The following is a 17,297-nucleotide window of genomic DNA, read 5'->3' on the forward strand; positions in this document are numbered from 1 at the left end:
CATGGGTCCTTCGCAAGAACCATGATCACGCAAGGGCTGCCCTCGTGATCGACCTGGGTCACATCGACGAACCCCGGCAGGTTAAACGGCAAGCTCAGGTCAGCGGGCTCGTGTCCCGGCCCACGAAGCGGGCGCCGGTGACCGGTACCCGCAGGTCGTGGAAGCCCAGGCGGCGGTAGAAGGCGTAGGCGCCGTCGTTGTCCGCGGCCATGCCGAGGTGCACCCTGGCGACTCCGGCCGCGCGCAGGCCGTCCAGGAACGCCCGCATCAGGCCGCGCCCCATGCCCCGGCCCTGCCAGTCCGGCAGCAGGTCGATGTGCAGATGTGCCGGATAGTCGGCGAACTCCGGCCGCAGCATCCGGTCCGGGTTGCGGTGTGCCGCCAGAAGGGCGGCGTCGCGTGGATCGTCGGCCGGGAACCGGTCGATCGTCGACGGCAGCCACTCGGCGCGGTACCACTCGACGAACGCCGAGGTGTCGGCCGTGCCGAGGATGTAGCCGACCGCCGTGCCGGTCCCGTCGTCGAGCACGTGCGCGTGCTCCGGCTCCCGGATCACGTAGGGCACCGCCCAGACGTCGCCGGGCAGACGGTCGGAGCTGTACCTGCCGCGCGCGTCCCCACCGGAGGCCGCGGTGCGCACACAGATGTCGTAGATCGCGTCGAGGTCGCCGGGTCGGTAGGCGCGGATCGTCGGCTGCATCCCCGCGAGTCTAGAACTGTGTCGGCCGTCACGTTCGCGGCGCCAACCTTTCCGCGGCCCGCGCGTCTACTCCTGCGACAAGGCACCGATGAGCAGGAGAACCCCCATGCGTATCTCGACCCGTGGCCTGACCCTCACCCTCGGCGCGGTGGCCGTCCTGGGAATGGGCGGCCTGTCGGCGGCGGCCTTCGCCGGCGACGCCGAACCCGCGCCGAAGCCGTCCCCGGCCGTCACCGCGGCGACGCCCGCCCCGGTCACCAGCCCCAGCACGGAGGCCACCACGGCCGAGCCCGCGCCACCGGCCACCGGTGACGAGCCGACGGCGTCCCCCGTTCCGGCAACCGGTGACGAGGAGACGACGGCGGCCCCGGGAGAGGGCCCCACCCCGGCGCCGTCGAAGCCGGCCGCGACCCGGGCGCCGAAGAAGCCGGCCGTGACCCCGGCGTCGACGAGGCCGGCCGCCACCCCGGCAGCGACCAGGACGGCCGCCACCCCGGTGCCGTCGAAGCCGGCCGCCACGCCGTCGTCGTCACGCTGACCCGGCGGGTACCGTTCGTTCCCGCCACCTGACCCCCGGGGTTTCGCCTGTGATCTCCGCTCCGCCGTTTCCCGCACTGTTCGCCTGGCTGCGTGGCCTCTCCGCCGACGTGCGGGCGGCCGGCCGCGGCGCCCCACCCGCCGGGGCGCCGGCGATCAACGAGCTCTACCACAGCCGGCGGCTCAGCCTGGTCCGGCTGGCGGTGCTCCTGGTCGACGACCTGCCGACGGCGGAGGACGTCGTTCAGGACGTGTTCACGGCGCTCTACCGGCGGCACGGGCCGGATCTGCGCGGCGTGACGGACCCGAACGCGTACCTCGTGACCGCGGTGACCAACGCGGCGCGTTCGGCGCTGCGCCGGCGTCGTACCGCCCGCGCCTACGTCGCGCCGCCGCCGGAGACGAACCCGGCGGCCGAGGACGAGGCGATGCTCGGCGAGAACGACCGGGAGATGATGCGAGCGCTGCGCGGCCTGACCGTCCGGCAGCGGCAGGTTCTGGTGCTGCGCTACTGGTCGGAACTCTCCGAGGGGGAGATCGCCGACACGCTGCGGGTGTCCCGCGGCACGGTCAAGTCGACGGCGCACCGGGCGCTGTCCATCCTGCGCGAGCGACTGGGGGAGCGGTGACCGACGAGGTGGAGAGCAGGCTGAGGGACGCGCTGGCGGCCCGGGCCGGGCAGATCACCGCCGAGCGGCTGCGGTTCGAGCCGCCGCCGACCGCCGCCGCGGTCTCCGTACCGGTGCGGCGGCGGTGGTGGGCCGCGATCGCGATCGGGACGGCGGCCGCCGGGGCGGCCCTGATCTTCACGGTGCTCACCGGATCCGCCGAGCCGGCGCCGGTCCTTCCCGCCGATCCAGGACCCGGCACGTCGGCGCCCGCCCCGGCCGCGTCGCCCGTGCCGACCGGGCCGCCATCCGTCGAAGCGTCACCCGCGTCGGCCGCGGCGACGTCGAGCGAGCCGGTCGCGTCCACGCCGACCGCCCCGGGAATCAGGTCGAAGACGTCCGCGCCGGGAACCGGGCCGAAGGCGTCCGCGGCGCCGGGGAGCGAGCCGGAGACGTCCGCGCCGGCAGCGACGAAGCCGGTCACCGCCGCGCCGGGAGTGACGCCGGCTCGGTAGCGGACCGAGCCGGGCCGACGGTCCCGGGCGCACGACGCGCCCGGGACCGCGACAGCCGAGCGGGCGGTCAGGCCCGGGTGGGCACGTTCGCCGCCGCTGCCTGGTCCAGCAGCCAGAGCGTCTTCCGTACGCCGAAAGCGCTCGCCGCCGGCAGGTGACCGCCGGAGAGGACGTCGCCGATCGGGGCGGCCTTGTCCGGTCCGGCCGCGATCAGCCACACCTCGTCGGCGCTCTGGATGGTGGGCAGGGTGAGGGTGACCCGGACCGGCGGCGGCTTCGGGCTGTCGAAGGTGGCGGCCGTCGTGCCGGTCTGCTGCAGCACCGGATGGCCGGGGAACAGCGATGCCACGTGCCCGTCCTCGCCGACGCCGAGCATCAGCACGTCGAACCGGGGCAGCGGGCCGCCCGGCGCCGCGGCGGCGGCCAGTTCGGACGCGTAGCGGGCGGCGGCGGCGATGGCGTCGTCGCCGTCCGGGCCGTCCGAGGCGGGCATGGCGTGCACCCGGGCCGGGTCGAGCGGCAGCTTGTCCAGCAGGGCGTCGCGCGCCTGGGTCTCGTTGCGGTCCGGGTCGCCGGACGGCAGGTACCGCTCGTCGCCCCACCACAGGTCCACCCGGGCCCAGTCGATGGCGGCGGAGGCGGGCAGTTCCCGGACCGCGCGCAGCACCTTCGCCGCGACCCGCCCGCCGGTCAGCACCACGCTCGCCGACCCGTGTGCCGCCTGCGCGTCGATGATCCTGATGACCAGACGTGCCGCCACCGTGGACGCCAGGATGTCGGCGTCCGGAACCACCACGACCACGGTCTCACTCAATTGCGTCTCCTTGATGAAAGGCCGCCCGCCGCGGCGCGGCGGGCGGTCTCGTTGCTGACCCGGCCCGTGTCACGAAAGGGCGGCCCCGGCCATCCCCGTGGCGAGGCGCCGGCTAGGCGGCGATCGCGGCCAGCGCCGGATCCTTCCAGACGTGGACCCGGTGCGGGTTGCGGTGCTCCAGGCCGCTGATCCCGGCCATGGCGCCGAGCGCGTCCGCGTAGATCTGGTCGGCGTCCAGCCGCCGCAGCTCCTCGGCCAGTTCGTCGCCGACCGGCCGTTTCGGCAGCGGCATGTAGCGGTCCTCCTGGCCGGTACGGCTGAACAGCGCCGTGCCCTCCTCACGGGTGACCCGGACGCAGTCGCCGTTCTCGCACTGCAACTCCACCGAATGCATCCGGGGCGACCGGTCGGTGTGCTCCAGGACCGGCTCGATGCCGAGGCGGGACTTCAGCCAGCCGAGCATCAGCCAGCCGGTGGGGTCCCGGTCCGGGGCCACGATGCGGGCGCCGATGACCCGGGCCTCGGTGCTGTCGAAGGCGCCCGCCACCAGGGTCCGCCACAGCGTGATCCGGGTCCAGGTGAGGTCGGTGTCACCGGGCGCGTAGTCGGCGGCCCGCTGCCGCAGCGCGGCCACCGGGTCGGGCGACTGGGCACAGTCGGTGATCCGCCGTTCCGCCACGACACCCAGGAAGTCGTTGGCGATCATGTTCGGTGGCTCCTGGTGCCACCACGTGACCACCGGGACGTCCGGGGCCAGCAGCGGCATGACGACCGATTCGGCGTGCAGCGCGAGACGGCCGTACATCCGCATGACGACGGCCTCGGCCGGGCCGAGGCGCCCGCCCACGACGATCTCGGCGTCCAGCCGGCTGCGGCCCTCCAGATCGGAGCGGACCACGATGAGCAGCCGGCAGGGGTGCGCGGCCGCGGCGATGGTGGCGGCCGCCTCCGCCTCCCGGACCTTCTTCTCCTCGACCACCGCGATCAGGGTGAGGGCGAGACCGGAGGCCACCCCGCCGGCGCTGCGCCGCTCCGCGGCCAGCGCCTTCACGACCTCGTTACCGGTGGAGTCCCATAGCCCGATCATGCCCGCCTCCAGGTACGGCCTTCGCGTGCCAGCATCTCGTCGGAGGCCCGTGGGCCCCACTCGCCGGCCCGGTACGGTTCCGGCTTGGTGCCCGACCAGGCGGCCTCCAGGGGGTCGATGACCCGCCAGGACTGCTCGATCTCGGCGGCGTCGGGGAAGAGCGTCCGATCGCCGATCAGCACGTCCAGGACGAGGCGCTCGTACGCCTCCGGGCTGGACTCGGTGAACGCCTCGCCGTACTGGAAGTCCATCGCGATGTCGCGGACCTCCATCGAGGTGCCCGGCACCTTGGAACCGAACTTGAGCACCACGCCCTCGTCCGGCTGCACCCGCACGACGAGCTGGTTGTGGCCCAGCATCTCCACGTCGGCGGGGTCGAACGGCAGGTGTGGCGCCTTCTTGAAGAGGATCGCGATCTCGGTGACCCGGCGCGGCATCCGCTTGCCGACCCGGACGTAGAACGGGACGCCCGCCCAGCGCCGGTTCTGAATACCGAGGCGGACCGCCGCGTACGTCTCCGTGGTGGAGTCCGCCGGGATGTTCGGCTCCTCCAGGTAGCCGACGGCGCGCTCACCGGCGACCCAGCCGGGAAGGTACTGCCCGCGGACGGAACCGGTGCTGATGTCGGCCGGCAGACTGATGGCTCTCAGAACCTTGAGCTTCTCCGCTCGTACCTCCTGGGGGTCGAAGCTCGTCGGCTCCTCCATGCCGACCAGGGCGAGCAGCTGCAGCAGATGGTTCTGCAGCACGTCGCGGGCGGCGCCGGAGGCGTCGTAGAACGCGGCCCGGCTGCCGATGCCGACGTCCTCGGCCATGGTGATCTGCACGCTGTCGACGTACTTCGAGTTCCACACCGGCTCGAAGAGGCTGTTCGCGAAGCGCAGGGCCAGGATGTTCTGGACCGTCTCCTTGCCGAGGTAGTGGTCGATCCGGAAGACGTCCTCCGGGACGAACACGTCGTCGACGAGTTCGTTGAGCTGCACCGCGCTCTGGAAGTCGTGGCCGAACGGCTTCTCCACGACCACCCGGCGCCAGCCGCCGGACTTCGACGGGTCGGCCATGCCGGTGCGGTTGAGCTGGTTGAGCACCAGCGGGAACGCGGCCGGCGGGATGGAGAAGTAGAAGGCCGCGTTGCCGGTGATGCCGTTGCGCTCCTTCAGCTCGTCCAGCGTGGCGGCGAGGTGATCGAACGCCGCGTCGTCGTCGAACGAGCCGGGAATGAAGTGGAAGCGCTCGGAGAGGCGCTGCCAGACGTCCTCGCGCCATGGGGTCCGGGCGCCCTTCTTGGCGGCCGCGTAGGCGAGCGACTCGAAGCTGCCGTCACCCCAGTCGGCGCGGGCGTAGCCCACCACCACGAAACCGGGGGGAAGCAGTCCACGGTTGGCCAGGTCGTACACGGCCGGGATGAGCTTCTTACGGGACAGGTCACCGGTGACCCCGAAGATCACCAGAGCGCAGGGCTCCGGGATCCGGGGCAGCCTTCGGTCCTGTGCGGTGCGCAGCGGATTACCCACGTCGTCATCCTGCCAGTTCTGGGAGGTCCGGAGCGGCCTGTCACACGACAGGCCGCTCCGGGGTGCGGCGCTTAAGCGGCCTTGAGCGTCTTGGCGACGTTCTCCAGCAGCTCCTTCCAGCTCTGCTCGAACTTGTCGACGCCATCGGCCTCGAGGACCTTGAACACGTCGGCGAAGTCGATGCCCACCGCGGTGAGGTCGCTGAACACCTGGTGGGCGTCCGCGAAGTTGCCGGTCACGGTGTCACCGCGGGTGGTGCCGTGGTCCTCGTACGCGAGGATCACCGACTCCGGCATGGTGTTCACCGTGCCGGGCGCGATCAGTTCCTCGACGTAGATCGTGTCGAGGAACTCGGGGTTCTTCGTACCGGTCGACGCCCACAGCGGACGCTGCGGGTGCGCGCCCGCGGCGGCCAGGGCCTTCCACCGGTCGGTGCCGAACACCTTGGTGTACGCCTCGTACGCCAGCCGGGCGTTGGCGATGGCCGCCTTGCCCTTGAGCGCCTTGGCCTCGTCCGAGCCGATCTTGTCGAGTCGCTTGTCCACCTCGGTGTCCACGCGGGAGACGAAGAACGACGCGACCGATCCGATCTCGGACAGGTCGTGGCCGTTGGCCTTGGCGAGCTCCAGGCCCGCCAGGAACGCCTCCATGACGGCCTCGTACCGCTCCACCGAGAAGATCAGCGTGACGTTGACGCTGATGCCCGCGCCCAGCACCTGGGTGATGGCGGGCAGGCCGGCCAGGGTGGCCGGGATCTTGATGAAGAGGTTGGGACGGTCCACCAGCCACCACAGCGTCTTCGCCTCGGCGACCGTCGACTCGGTCTCGTGCGCCTTGCGCGGATCGACCTCGATCGAGATCCGGCCGTCGACGCCCGCGGATGCGTCGTAGGCCGGGCGGAACACGTCCGCGGCCCAGCGGACGTCCTTGGCGGTCATCAGGCGGATCGCCTCCTCGACCGTCACACCCTGCACGGCCAGGTCACGAACCTGCTCGTCGTACGCGTGGGCGTCGGCGAGCGCCTTCTGGAAGATGCTCGGGTTCGTGGTCACGCCGACCACGTGCTGGTCGGTGCGCAGCTTGTCCAGCGAACCGCTGGACAGACGCACCCGGGAGAGGTCGTCGAGCCACACCGCGACGCCCTGGGCGGACAACTCGGCCAGTCTGTCGGTCATTTCCCTCAACTCCTGAATGAATGACGCAGTGGTGAAGGTCAGTTGCCGGTCTTGTGGCCGGTGATCTCACCGACCTTGGCCAGGGAGGCGTGGGCCTTCGCGACGACGTTGTCAGCGGTGAACCCGAACTGCTCGAACAGGACCGAGGCCGGCGCGCTGGCGCCGTAGTGCTCGATGCTGACGGCCTCGCCGGCGTCGCCGAGGATCCGGTCCCAGCTCATCCGGATGCCGGCCTCGACCGTGACGCGGGCCTTCACGCCGTTCGGCAGCACCTGCTGCTGGTAGGCGGTGTCCTGCTGGAAGAACCACTCCTGGCAGGGCATCGAGACGACCCGGGTGGGGGTGCCCTCGGCCTCCAGGCGCTCCTGGGCGGTCAGCGCGTACTGCACCTCGGAGCCGCTGGCGATCAGGATCACCTTCGGCGTGCCGGTGGACGCCTCGGAGAGGATGTAGCCGCCCTTGAGGGTGCCCTCGGCCGACGCGTACTTCGACCGGTCGACGGTGGGCAGGTTCTGCCGGGACAGCGCGAGCGCGGTCGGCCGGTCGGTGTGCTCCAGGGCGCCGCGCCAGGCGTAGGCGGTCTCGTTGGCGTCGGCCGGGCGGACCACGTCGAGGCCGACGATGGCGCGCAGCGCGGTCAGCGTCTCGATCGGCTGGTGCGTCGGGCCGTCCTCGCCGAGGCCGATCGAGTCGTGCGTCCACACGAAGACGACCGGAAGCTTCATCAGCGCGGACAGGCGGACCGAGCCGCGCATGTAGTCGCTGAAGACCAGGAAGGTGCCGCCGTACGGACGGGTGCCGCCGTGCACCGCGATGCCGTTGAGGATCGAGCCCATGCCGTGCTCACGGATGCCGAAGTGCATCGTGCGGCCGTACTCGTGGCCGGGGAACTCCTTCGTCGCGTACTCCGACGGGATGAAGGAGGGCTCGCCCTTCATGGTGGTGTTGTTGCTCTCCGCCAGGTCGGCGGAGCCACCCCACAGCTCGGGGAGCACCGGCGCGAGCGCCTCCAGGACCTTGCCGGACGCGGCACGGGTGGCCAGGCCCTTCGCGTCCGCCGGGAACTCGGGCAGCGCGGCGGTCCAGCCGTCCGGGAGGGTGCGGGTGGCGAGCCGGTCGAACAGCGCCTTGCGCTCCGGGTTGGCCGTGGCCCAGGCGTCGAACGACTTCTGCCACTCGGCGCGGGCCGCCCTGCCGCGCTCGACGACCTGCTGCGCGTGCTTGACGACCTCGTCGTCGATCGCGAACGGCTCGTCGGCGAAGCCGAGGACCTCCTTGGTGGCGGTGATCTCGGCGGCGCCCAGCGCGGAGCCGTGGATCTTGCCGGTGTTCTGCTTCTTCGGCGCCGGCCAGCCGATGATCGTCTTCAGCACGATGAACGACGGCTTGTCGGTCACCGCCTTGGCCGCCTGAACGGCGTTCCACAGAGCCTCGACGTCCTCGGCGTACTCACCCTCGCCGCGCCAGGCCACCGTCTGGACGTGCCAGCCGTACGCCTCGTAGCGGGCGCCGACGTCCTCGCACTTGGCGATCCGGGTGTCGTCCTCGATGGAGATCTCGTTGTCGTCGTAGACGACGACCAGGTTGCCGAGCTTCTGCACCGCGGCGATGGCGCTCGACTCGTGGCTGACGCCCTCCTCGATGTCACCGTCCGAGGCGATCGAGTAGACGTAGTGGTCGAACGGCGACTCGCCGGCGGCGGCGTCCGGGTCGAGCAGGCCGCGCTCGCGGCGGGCCGCCATGGCCATGCCGACGGCGTTGCCGATGCCCTGGCCGAGCGGGCCGGTGGTGACCTCGACGCCGGGGGTGTGGCCGTACTCCGGGTGGCCCGGGGTCAGCGAGTCCCACTGGCGCAGCGACTTCAGGTCGTCCAGGGACAGGCTGTAGCCATTGAGGAAGAGCTGTACATACAGTGTGAGACTGGAGTGACCGCAGGACAGCACGAACCGGTCGCGGCCCGCCCACTCCGGATCGGTCGGGTCGTGCCGCATCACCTTGTTGAACAGCAGATAGGCGGCGGGCGCCAGGCTCATGGCGGTGCCGGGGTGGCCGTTGCCGGCCTTCTCCACGGCGTCCATCGCCAGCACCCGGGTGGTGTCCACCGCCTTGCGGTCGAGGTCGGACCAGTTGAGAGCGGGATTTGTGGCAGCCACGTCGGTTGTGCTCCTCGGGCAAAATAATGGAACCCTATTCGGCTTGACCCTATCCAGTCGGGCTAAACGCATGCGCAGCGAATGCCCTAGGCACATACGCTGTGAGCGGACATGCCGGTTCAAAGGGTGTGACCGTGTCCACCCGTACCGGGTGGCCCGAGCAGCGGAGACGGCGACGCGTAGGCTGTCCGGGCGGGCCGCCGGGTCGTCACCCGATCACGACCGCGAAATCAAGCCGAAGCCGGAAGGTGGCTGTCCGTGAGCATGATCACCGAGCGTCCTGTCCGCGGACGGACGCCCGGCGCGACGGAGCGCCCGGCGCGCAACCCCCGCGTCGAGGCCCTGCGGAGCTGGACGGCGGTGTTCCGGGCGTACCTCGCCCTGACCAAGCCGCAGATCGTCGAGCTGCTGCTGGTCACCACCGTGCCGACCATGATGCTGGCCGCGCAGGGGTGGCCGGACCCGGTCACCTTCGGCGCGGTGCTGGTCGGCGGCGGACTGGCGGGCGGCGCGGCGAGCGCGCTGAACTGCTACATCGACCGCGACATCGACGTGCTGATGCGGCGTACGAAGCGGCGGCCGCTGCCGAACCACCAGATGACCCCACGGGCCGTGCTGATCTTCGGGCTGACCCTCGCTGTGATCTCGGTCGCACTCATGGGGCTTCTCACCAACTGGCTGGCCACCGCGCTGACCGCGTTCTCCATCTTCTACTACGACGTCGTCTACACGCTCTGGCTGAAGCGGCGCACGCCGGCCAACACGTTCTGGGGTGGAGTGTGCGGCGCCGCGCCCGTGGTGATCGGCTGGGCGGCGGTCGAGGGCACCATCCCGCCGATGGCGTGGGCGCTTTTTGCGGTTGTCTTCTTCTGGCAGATGCCGCATTTCTATGCGCTCGCCGTGAAGTACAAGGACGACTATGCGCGGGCCGGTATCCCGATGCTTCCCGTGGTCCGCTCGATGGAGCGGGTCAACTTCGAGATCCTCGTCTACACCGTCCTCACGGTGGCGGCCTCGCTCGTCGCCTGGCCGCTCGGGCTCGGCCCGGTCTACGGGGTCACCGCGATCGTGATGGGCGCGGTCTTCCTGGCCGAGGCGGTGCGGCTGGTCCGGCAGACCCGCGCCGGCGCCGCGATGAAGCCGATGCGACTGTTCCACCTGTCCATCACGTACCTCACCGTGGTCTTCATGGCCGTCGCTGTCGACGCTCTGATTTGATCCGTCGCACAGGATGCCCGGATTGCCACCAGTGTCGGTCGCTGTCCGTCACTCGAAGGACGGATTCCAGGTGCCGGAGCAATTCGGACGTAATCGGCTCATAACAATGCGCCGCCTCGTGAAACCCGCAGGTAATTGGAGTCACAAAAACGGCTCGGAGTGCCCCCAGCGGCGTAGCTGACTGCTTAGGCTCGGGCCATGGCAGAAGGTTCCGTAATGACACTGACCTCTGAGATCAAGTCTTTCGCCGCCGGCCACGGCGGCGCCAAGGCGGTGATCGAGTACGTCGGTAAGCGCGGCGCCCGCATCGTCCTCGTGGGTGAGGACGGCGAGTGGTCCGACCAGTTCGCCGAGGACACCGGTGTCGCCCGGCAGGCCTGCGAGCATGCCGGAGTGCAGGTGGAGAACGAGTGGGAGCGCGAGCTGATGGAGCAGATGCGCCCCAGCAACGACCTCTGGCGATCGATGTCGCGCCGGAGCATGGCCCGTTGACGAGCCCCACCTCCCGCGTCGCGCTGGTCACCTCCGCCGACATGCCCGACCTGTGGGAGGACGACCACCCCCTGCGTGACGCGCTGCGCGAGCGCGGGGTGGTGGTCGACGCCGTCCGCTGGGACGACCCGGTGGCCGACTGGGCCGCCTACGACCTGGTGGTGCTCCGCTCGCCCTGGGACTATGTGGCCCGCCACGACCGGTTCGTCGCCTGGGCCGCCTCCGTCCCGCGGCTGGCCAACCCGGCCGACATCGTCGCTTGGAACACCGACAAGCGGTACCTGAGCGATCTCGAGGCGGCCGGCATCCCGATCATCCCCACCACGTTCGTCGCGCCGGGTGAGACCTGGACCGCGCCGGCCGAGGGACAGTGGGTGGTCAAGCCGACGGTCAGCGCCGGCAGCCAGGACACCGCCCGCTACACCCTGCCCGGCCGGTCCGATCTCGCCACGGCACATGTCGAGCGGCTGACCACGGCCGGGCGGACCGCCATGATCCAGCCGTACCTGTCCGCGGTGGACACCGCCGGCGAGACCGCGGTGCTCTGCACGCCGGACCAGACCGGCGAACTGACCTTCAGCCACGCCATCCGGAAAGGACCGATGCTCGTCGGCCCGGCCGGCGCGGCGATCGACCCCGGCTCGGAGCAGATCAGCCCGCGGCAGCCGTCGCCGGCCGAACTCGACGTGGCGGAGCGGGTGCTCGCGGTCGTCCCGGGCGGGGCCAAGCGGCTGCTCTACGCCCGGATCGACCTGATCCCCGGTCCGGACGGGTCGCCCATGCTGGTGGAGCTCGAGCTCACCGAGCCGTCGCTGTTCCTGCTGACCGCGCCCGGGTCCGCCGAGCGGCTCGCCGACGCGATCCTCGCCCGTCTCTGACGGCCCGCCCGCCCTCACGGGCGGCTTCGGGTGGCCGGGCGCCGGGGACCGGTTCGGTCGTCAGGTGGCCGGGACCGGCTCGCCCACGGTGACCGGGGACGGCTGAGCCGGCACCGGCGGACCGGGACGCGACCGCAGCGACCAGACCACCGCCAGCGTGGCCGTCCACACCAGGGCGGACCCGAGCATGTGCGCGGCGACCAGCGCCACCGGCAGATGCGTGAAGTACTGCACGAAGCCGATCAGGCCCTGACCCATCTCCACCCAGAACAGCACCGCGACGGCGCGCACCGCGGCCGCCGGGGCGTCCACCGCGCGCAGCGCGAACCACAGCGCCACGGTCAGGCCGATCAGCAGGAACACCAGGTCGGCGTGCACCTGGGAGATCTGCTCCGGATCGAGGCCGTTGCGCTTGGCGCCCTGGTCGCCGGAGTGCGGGCCGCTGCCGGTCACCACCACGCCGGCCGCGATCACCGCGAAACTCGCCGCGGCCAGCACCCGGGCGAGTTGCCGCAGCGGGGCCGGGACCAGCGGAACCGGATCGCCGTCGCCCTCGTCGACCCGGCGCCACAACGCGTACGCCCCGGTGACCAGCGCGATGGAGAGGATGAAGTGCAGGCCGACCACCCACGGGTTGAGGTTGGTGAGCACCGTGATGCCGCCGATCACGCCCTGGCCGGGGATGCCCAGCGCCACCGCGACCGACAGCTTGACCAGCGAGCGCCGGCCCCGGGCGAGCGCGCCCAGGAAGCAGGCGACCGCGATCGCGATCAGCACGAAGGTGAGCAGCCGGTTGCCGAACTCGATGACGCCGTTGATGCCCATCTCGGGCGTCGTCGTGTAGGAGTCGTCGGTGCACCGGGGCCAGGTGGGGCAGCCGAGGCCGGACTTGGTGAGCCGGACCGCCGCGCCGGTGACGATGATCCCGACGTTCGCCACCAGCGACGCGAAGGCCAGCCCGCGCAGCGACGATCCGCACCATCGCACCGGGCGGGAGGCCAGGAAAGCGGACGCCAGGCGCACCTTGGATGACTTCACCCCGCGCATCGTACGCCTGCAGTGGATCTTGATTTTCCCAGCTCCGGATGCCGGTGTGGTGGATCACCGGCCCCCGGGTTTGCAGGGCTCCCGGGAAATACGTAACGTTGCCGTAGTGAAAAACGAGGTGCTGCTCCAGATCGGCGCACCGGCGCAGGCCGGCGCGGCGGACGGGCGTACCCGTGATCGTGTCGCGCAGCTGCTGCTGAAGCGGGGCGCGGCCACCGCGGCCGAGCTCGGCGCCGACCTGGGCCTGAGCCCCGCGGCCATCCGCAAGCACCTGGACGCGATGCTCGCCGACCACCTGGTGGAGACACGGGAGGTCCGCAGCAGCCGTCCGCGCGGCCGGGGCCGGCCGGCGAAGGCGTTCGCTCTCACGCCCGCCGCCCGCGAGGAGCTCAATCCGCACCACTACGACGGCATCGCCTCCGCCGCGCTGCGCTGGATCGCGCAGCACCACGGGTCCGAGGCCGTCTCCGCCTTCGCGTCGGCTCAGGTCGCGGCTCTCGAGGAGCGCTGCCAAGCGGCTCTTCTATCAGCGGGTCACGATCCGATCGCGCGTGTGGAGGCGCTCGCCGAGGTGCTGACCGCCGAAGGCTACGCTGCAAACGCGACCACGATCGGGTCCGGTGGGCAGCTGTGCCAGCACTCTTGCCCGGTGGCTCACGTGGCCGCCGAGTTCCCTCAGCTGTGCGACGCCGAGACCGAGGTCATCTCGCGGCTCATCGGCACCCACGTGCAGCGTCTCGCCACCATCGCGCACGGCGACGGAGTGTGCACCACGCACATTCCCGCTCGTCATGCGCACCCTTCACCCGACCATCCCGCCCACCACCCGTACACGGACTGACGGCCCGCCTACCATCACGGTTAGGACAGATACATGACTGACCAGATCGCCACCCAGGAAGAGCACCTCGCCGCTCTGGGTCGCTACGAGTACGGCTGGGCCGACGCGGACGTCGCCGGCGCGGCCGCGCAGCGCGGCCTGTCGGAGGCGGTGGTGCGCGACATCTCCGCGAAGAAGAACGAGCCGGAGTGGATGCTGAACCTCCGGCTCAAGGGCCTGCGGCTGTTCGGCCGCAAGCCGATGCCGCACTGGGGCGCCGACCTCACCGGCATCGACTTCCAGAACATCAAGTACTTCGTCCGCTCCACCGAGAAGCAGGCCACCTCGTGGGAGGAGCTTCCCGAGGACATCAAGGCGACGTACGACAAGCTGGGCATCCCGGAGGCGGAGAAGCAGCGCCTCGTCGCCGGTGTCGCCGCGCAGTACGAGTCCGAGGTCGTCTACCACGCCATCCGTGAGGACCTGGAGCAGCAGGGCGTCCTCTTCCTGGACACGGACACCGCGCTCAAGGAGCACGAGGACGTCTTCAAGGAGTACTTCGGCACGGTGATCCCGGTCGGCGACAACAAGTTCGCCGCGCTGAACACCGCGACCTGGTCCGGCGGCTCCTTCATCTACGTGCCGAAGGGCGTGCACGTGGACATCCCGCTGCAGGCCTACTTCCGGATCAACACGGAGAACATGGGCCAGTTCGAGCGGACCCTGATCATCGCCGACGAGGGCAGCTACGTGCACTACGTCGAGGGTTGCACGGCGCCGATCTACTCGTCCGACTCGCTGCACTCCGCGGTCGTCGAGATCGTCGTGAAGAAGAACGCCCGGGTCCGTTACACGACCATCCAGAACTGGTCGAACAACGTCTACAACCTGGTCACCAAGCGCGCCACCTGCGAAGAGGGCGCGACCATGGAGTGGATCGACGGCAACATCGGCTCCAAGGTGACGATGAAGTACCCGGCCGTCTACATGACCGGCCCGCACGCCAAGGGCGAGGTGCTCTCCATCGCGATGGCCGGCGAGGGCCAGCACCAGGACTCCGGCGCCAAGATGGTGCACGCCGCGCCGCACACCTCCTCGACGATCATCTCCAAGTCGATCGCCCGGGGCGGCGGCCGGACGTCGTACCGGGGTCTCGTGCAGGTGCTGGAGGGGTCGTCGCACTCCAAGAGCACGGTCAAGTGCGACGCGCTGCTGGTCGACACGATCTCCCGGTCGGACACGTACCCGTACGTCGACATCCGCGAGGACGACGTCAACATGGGCCACGAGGCGACCGTCTCCAAGGTCAGCGAGGACCAGCTCTTCTACCTGATGAGCCGTGGCCTCACCGAGGACGAGGCGATGGCGATGATCGTGCGCGGCTTCATCGAGCCGATCGCCAAGGAGCTCCCGATGGAGTACGCGCTGGAGCTCAACCGCCTCATCGAGCTCCAGATGGAGGGGGCGGTGGGCTGACCAGCCCAGCCCTCCCACCCCCTAACGAAGCGGATATAAAGGACGAAATGACTACCGAGGCCATCGCCCCGCCGAGCACCAAGTCGCAGGTGCTGCGCTCCTTCGACGTCGCCGACTTCCCGGCCCTCAACGGCCTGGAGGAGGAGTGGCGTTTCACCCCGCTCAAGCGGCTGCGTGACCTGGTCGCCGCGGGCACGCTGACCGGCGCCGCGCCGTCGGTCGAGCACGGCGACCTGCCCGACGGCGTGACGGTGTCCGACGCGGACGGTGTGGAGCCGGTGCTCACCCCGTTCGACCGGATCAGCGCGCTCGCGTACGGATCGGCCGCGACGGTCACCGTGATCGAGGTGGCCGCCGAGGCCGAGCCCGCCGAGCCCGCCGTCATCCGGCTGGTCGGCAAGGGCGGCGACGCCGCGGCGGCCCGCACCTTCGTCAAGGTCGGCGCCTTCGCCAAGGCGACGGTCGTGCTGGAGCAGACCGGTTCGGTCACCCTCGCCGACAACATCGAGGTCGTGGTCGGCGACGGAGCCCAGCTCACCTTCGTCACCCTCGCGGAGTGGGACCGGGACGCGGTGCAGGCCCAGCACGTCAAGATCCGGGTCGGCCGGGACGCCCGGGTCCAGCACGTCCAGGTCACCCTGGGCGGCGACCTGGTCCGGCAGTTCACCAGCGTGGAGTACACGGGCCGCGGCGGCGACGCCGAACTGTGGGGGCTCTACTTCGCCGACGCCGGCCAGCACCACGAGCACCGTCAACTGGTCGACCACGCGGTTCCGGACTGCCGCAGCTACGTGGGCTACCGCGGGGCGCTGCAGGGCTCCTCGGCACGCACCGTCTGGGTCGGCGACGTGCTGATCCGGGCCGCCGCCACCGGCACCGACACGTATGAGATCAACCGGAACCTGCTCCTCACCGAGGGGGCGCGCGCGGACTCCGTACCCAATCTGGAGATCGAGACCGGCGAGATCGCCGGCGCCGGGCACGCGAGCGCGACCGGCCGCTTCGACGACGAGCAGTTGTTCTACCTGATGGCCCGCGGCATCCCCGAGCCGGAGGCGCGGAAGCTGGTGGTCCGCGGCTTCTTCGCCGAGCTGATCCACAAGATCCCGGTCGAGGAGCTGCGTGAGCGGCTCGGCGACGCGATCGAGGCCCGCCTGGCCGAGGTAGGCCGGTAGTGGATTTCGAGAACGTCGGCCCGGCGTCGGACATCGCGAAGGGCACCGCCCTCCAGGTGGAGGTCGACGGGGTCGAGATCGCGGTCGTCCACGCCGACGACGACGTCTTCTACGCGGTCCGCGACGAGTGCAGCCACGCCTCGGTCGCCCTCTCCGAGGGTGAGGTGGACGGGTGCACGCTGGAGTGCTGGCTGCACGGCTCCCGGTTCGACCTGCGCACCGGTGAACCCTCCGGACCGCCCGCCATCGAGCCGGTGGCGGTCTACGCCGTCGAGATCCGCGACGGTGACATCTACGTTTCGACGACACCTAGCAATGGAGTAGAGCCGTGAGCACCCTGGAGATCCGCGACCTGCAGGTTTCGGTGAAGCTGCCGGATGGCGAGCTGAAGCCGATCCTCGCCGGGGTCGACCTCACCATCAAGTCGGGCGAGACGCACGCCATCATGGGCCCGAACGGCTCCGGCAAGTCGACGCTGGCCTACTCCATCGCCGGTCACCCGAAATACGAGATCACCGGCGGCTCGGTGACCCTGGACGGTCAGGACATCCTGGAGCTCAGCGTCGACGAGCGCGCCCGGGCCGGCCTCTTCCTGGCCATGCAGTACCCGGTCGAGGTGCCCGGCGTCTCGGTGGCGAACTTCCTGCGTACCGCCAAGACCGCGATCGACGGCGAGGCGCCGAAGCTGCGCACCTGGGCCGGCGAACTGCGCGGCGCCATGGAGCGGCTGCAGATGGACCCGGCGTTCGCGCAGCGCAACGTGAACGAGGGCTTCTCCGGCGGTGAGAAGAAGCGGCACGAGATCATGCAGCTGGAGCTGCTCAAGCCGAAGATGGCGATCCTCGACGAGACCGACTCCGGTCTCGACATCGACGCGCTCCAGGTGGTCAGCGAGGGCGTCAACCGGGTCCGCGCCGGCGGCGATACCGGCTTCCTGCTGATCACCCACTACACCCGGATCCTGCGTTACATCAAGCCGGACTTCGTGCACGTCTTCGTCGGCGGCCGGATCGTCGAGGAGGGCGGCCCGGAGCTGGGCGAGCAACTCGAGGCCGAGGGTTACAAGAAGTTCCTGGTCAAGGCCTGAG

The 17,297-nt window shown here is 70.6% G+C and carries 18 protein-coding genes; 11 read left to right on the plus strand and 7 right to left on the minus strand.

The window, feature by feature from the left end:
* Positions 1–94 precede the first annotated feature (94 nt).
* Positions 95–700: a GNAT family N-acetyltransferase gene (locus tag AB0I88_RS34580; RefSeq protein WP_361034585.1), complete on the minus strand. Its 606-nt coding sequence runs from the start codon at positions 698–700 to the stop codon at positions 95–97.
* Positions 701–806: 106 nt separating this feature from the next.
* Here AB0I88_RS34580 and AB0I88_RS34585 point away from each other — a divergent pair, with 106 nt between their 5' ends.
* Genes AB0I88_RS34585 through AB0I88_RS34595 form a run of 3 tightly spaced genes read left to right on the plus strand, consistent with a single transcriptional unit; the run spans position 807 to position 2,360 of the window.
* Positions 807–1,238 carry a hypothetical protein gene (locus tag AB0I88_RS34585; RefSeq protein WP_361034588.1) on the plus strand — a complete coding sequence of 144 codons (432 nt, stop codon included), beginning with the start codon at positions 807–809 and terminating at the stop codon, positions 1,236–1,238.
* Between the two features lie 49 nt (positions 1,239–1,287).
* Positions 1,288–1,866 (plus strand): sigma-70 family RNA polymerase sigma factor, encoded by a 579-nt coding sequence (locus AB0I88_RS34590; RefSeq protein ID WP_361034591.1) that lies wholly within the window; start codon positions 1,288–1,290, stop codon positions 1,864–1,866.
* Positions 1,863–2,360 (plus strand): hypothetical protein, encoded by a 498-nt coding sequence (locus AB0I88_RS34595; protein WP_361034594.1) that lies wholly within the window; start codon positions 1,863–1,865, stop codon positions 2,358–2,360. The genes AB0I88_RS34590 and AB0I88_RS34595 overlap by 4 nt, the downstream gene beginning before the upstream one ends.
* A gap of 67 nt (positions 2,361–2,427) precedes the next feature.
* On the opposite strand, the gene pgl is transcribed toward AB0I88_RS34595, so the two are convergent.
* From pgl to tkt, 5 genes are all read right to left on the minus strand, one after another.
* Positions 2,428–3,174: a 6-phosphogluconolactonase gene (gene pgl / locus AB0I88_RS34600; protein WP_361034597.1), complete on the minus strand. Its 747-nt coding sequence runs from the start codon at positions 3,172–3,174 to the stop codon at positions 2,428–2,430.
* Positions 3,175–3,286: 112 nt separating this feature from the next.
* Positions 3,287–4,261, minus strand: a complete 975-nt coding sequence (locus AB0I88_RS34605; RefSeq protein WP_361034600.1) for a glucose-6-phosphate dehydrogenase assembly protein OpcA — start codon at positions 4,259–4,261, stop codon at positions 3,287–3,289.
* Positions 4,258–5,775, minus strand: a complete 1,518-nt coding sequence (gene zwf / locus AB0I88_RS34610) for a glucose-6-phosphate dehydrogenase (protein ID WP_361034603.1) — start codon at positions 5,773–5,775, stop codon at positions 4,258–4,260. Before zwf ends, AB0I88_RS34605 begins: the two co-directional genes overlap by 4 nt.
* 71 nt (positions 5,776–5,846) lie before the next feature.
* Positions 5,847–6,950, minus strand: coding sequence for a transaldolase (tal, locus tag AB0I88_RS34615; RefSeq protein ID WP_361034606.1), 1,104 nt, complete (start codon positions 6,948–6,950; stop codon positions 5,847–5,849).
* Positions 6,951–6,988: 38 nt separating this feature from the next.
* A complete protein-coding gene (tkt, locus tag AB0I88_RS34620) occupies positions 6,989–9,175 on the minus strand; it encodes a transketolase (protein WP_361034609.1) in 2,187 nt (728 codons plus the stop codon).
* A 186-nt stretch (positions 9,176–9,361) separates the two neighbouring features.
* Between tkt and AB0I88_RS34625 the strand changes: the two genes are divergently transcribed.
* From AB0I88_RS34625 to AB0I88_RS34635, 3 genes are all read left to right on the plus strand, one after another.
* Positions 9,362–10,321, plus strand: a complete 960-nt coding sequence (locus AB0I88_RS34625) for a heme o synthase (RefSeq protein WP_361034612.1) — start codon at positions 9,362–9,364, stop codon at positions 10,319–10,321.
* A gap of 198 nt (positions 10,322–10,519) precedes the next feature.
* Positions 10,520–10,813 (plus strand): hypothetical protein, encoded by a 294-nt coding sequence (locus tag AB0I88_RS34630; protein WP_361034615.1) that lies wholly within the window; start codon positions 10,520–10,522, stop codon positions 10,811–10,813.
* 41 nt (positions 10,814–10,854) lie between these two features.
* Positions 10,855–11,691: a hypothetical protein gene (locus tag AB0I88_RS34635; protein WP_361034675.1), complete on the plus strand. Its 837-nt coding sequence runs from the start codon at positions 10,855–10,857 to the stop codon at positions 11,689–11,691.
* Positions 11,692–11,751: 60 nt separating this feature from the next.
* Here AB0I88_RS34635 and AB0I88_RS34640 read toward each other — a convergent pair whose 3' ends face one another.
* Positions 11,752–12,729 (minus strand): COX15/CtaA family protein, encoded by a 978-nt coding sequence (locus tag AB0I88_RS34640; RefSeq protein WP_361034618.1) that lies wholly within the window; start codon positions 12,727–12,729, stop codon positions 11,752–11,754.
* Positions 12,730–12,844: 115 nt separating this feature from the next.
* Here AB0I88_RS34640 and AB0I88_RS34645 point away from each other — a divergent pair, with 115 nt between their 5' ends.
* From AB0I88_RS34645 to sufC, 5 genes are read left to right on the plus strand one after another with little or no spacing between them, the layout of a single operon-like run.
* Positions 12,845–13,579, plus strand: a complete 735-nt coding sequence (locus AB0I88_RS34645; protein ID WP_361034621.1) for a transcriptional regulator — start codon at positions 12,845–12,847, stop codon at positions 13,577–13,579.
* 33 nt (positions 13,580–13,612) lie between these two features.
* Positions 13,613–15,034, plus strand: a complete 1,422-nt coding sequence (gene sufB / locus AB0I88_RS34650; RefSeq protein WP_361034624.1) for a Fe-S cluster assembly protein SufB — start codon at positions 13,613–13,615, stop codon at positions 15,032–15,034.
* 47 nt (positions 15,035–15,081) lie between these two features.
* Positions 15,082–16,209, plus strand: coding sequence for a Fe-S cluster assembly protein SufD (gene sufD / locus AB0I88_RS34655; protein WP_361034627.1), 1,128 nt, complete (start codon positions 15,082–15,084; stop codon positions 16,207–16,209).
* Complete coding sequence (locus AB0I88_RS34660; protein WP_361034630.1) at positions 16,209–16,541, plus strand: non-heme iron oxygenase ferredoxin subunit; 333 nt, start codon at positions 16,209–16,211, stop codon at positions 16,539–16,541. The genes sufD and AB0I88_RS34660 overlap by 1 nt, the downstream gene beginning before the upstream one ends.
* A complete protein-coding gene (gene sufC / locus AB0I88_RS34665; protein WP_361034633.1) occupies positions 16,538–17,296 on the plus strand; it encodes a Fe-S cluster assembly ATPase SufC in 759 nt (252 codons plus the stop codon). The genes AB0I88_RS34660 and sufC overlap by 4 nt, the downstream gene beginning before the upstream one ends.
* The last annotated feature ends 1 nt before the right edge of the window (position 17,297 follow it).

The sequence above is a fragment of the Actinoplanes sp. NPDC049802 genome (assembly GCF_040656595.1).
In the GTDB taxonomy this organism is placed as follows: domain Bacteria; phylum Actinomycetota; class Actinomycetes; order Mycobacteriales; family Micromonosporaceae; genus Actinoplanes.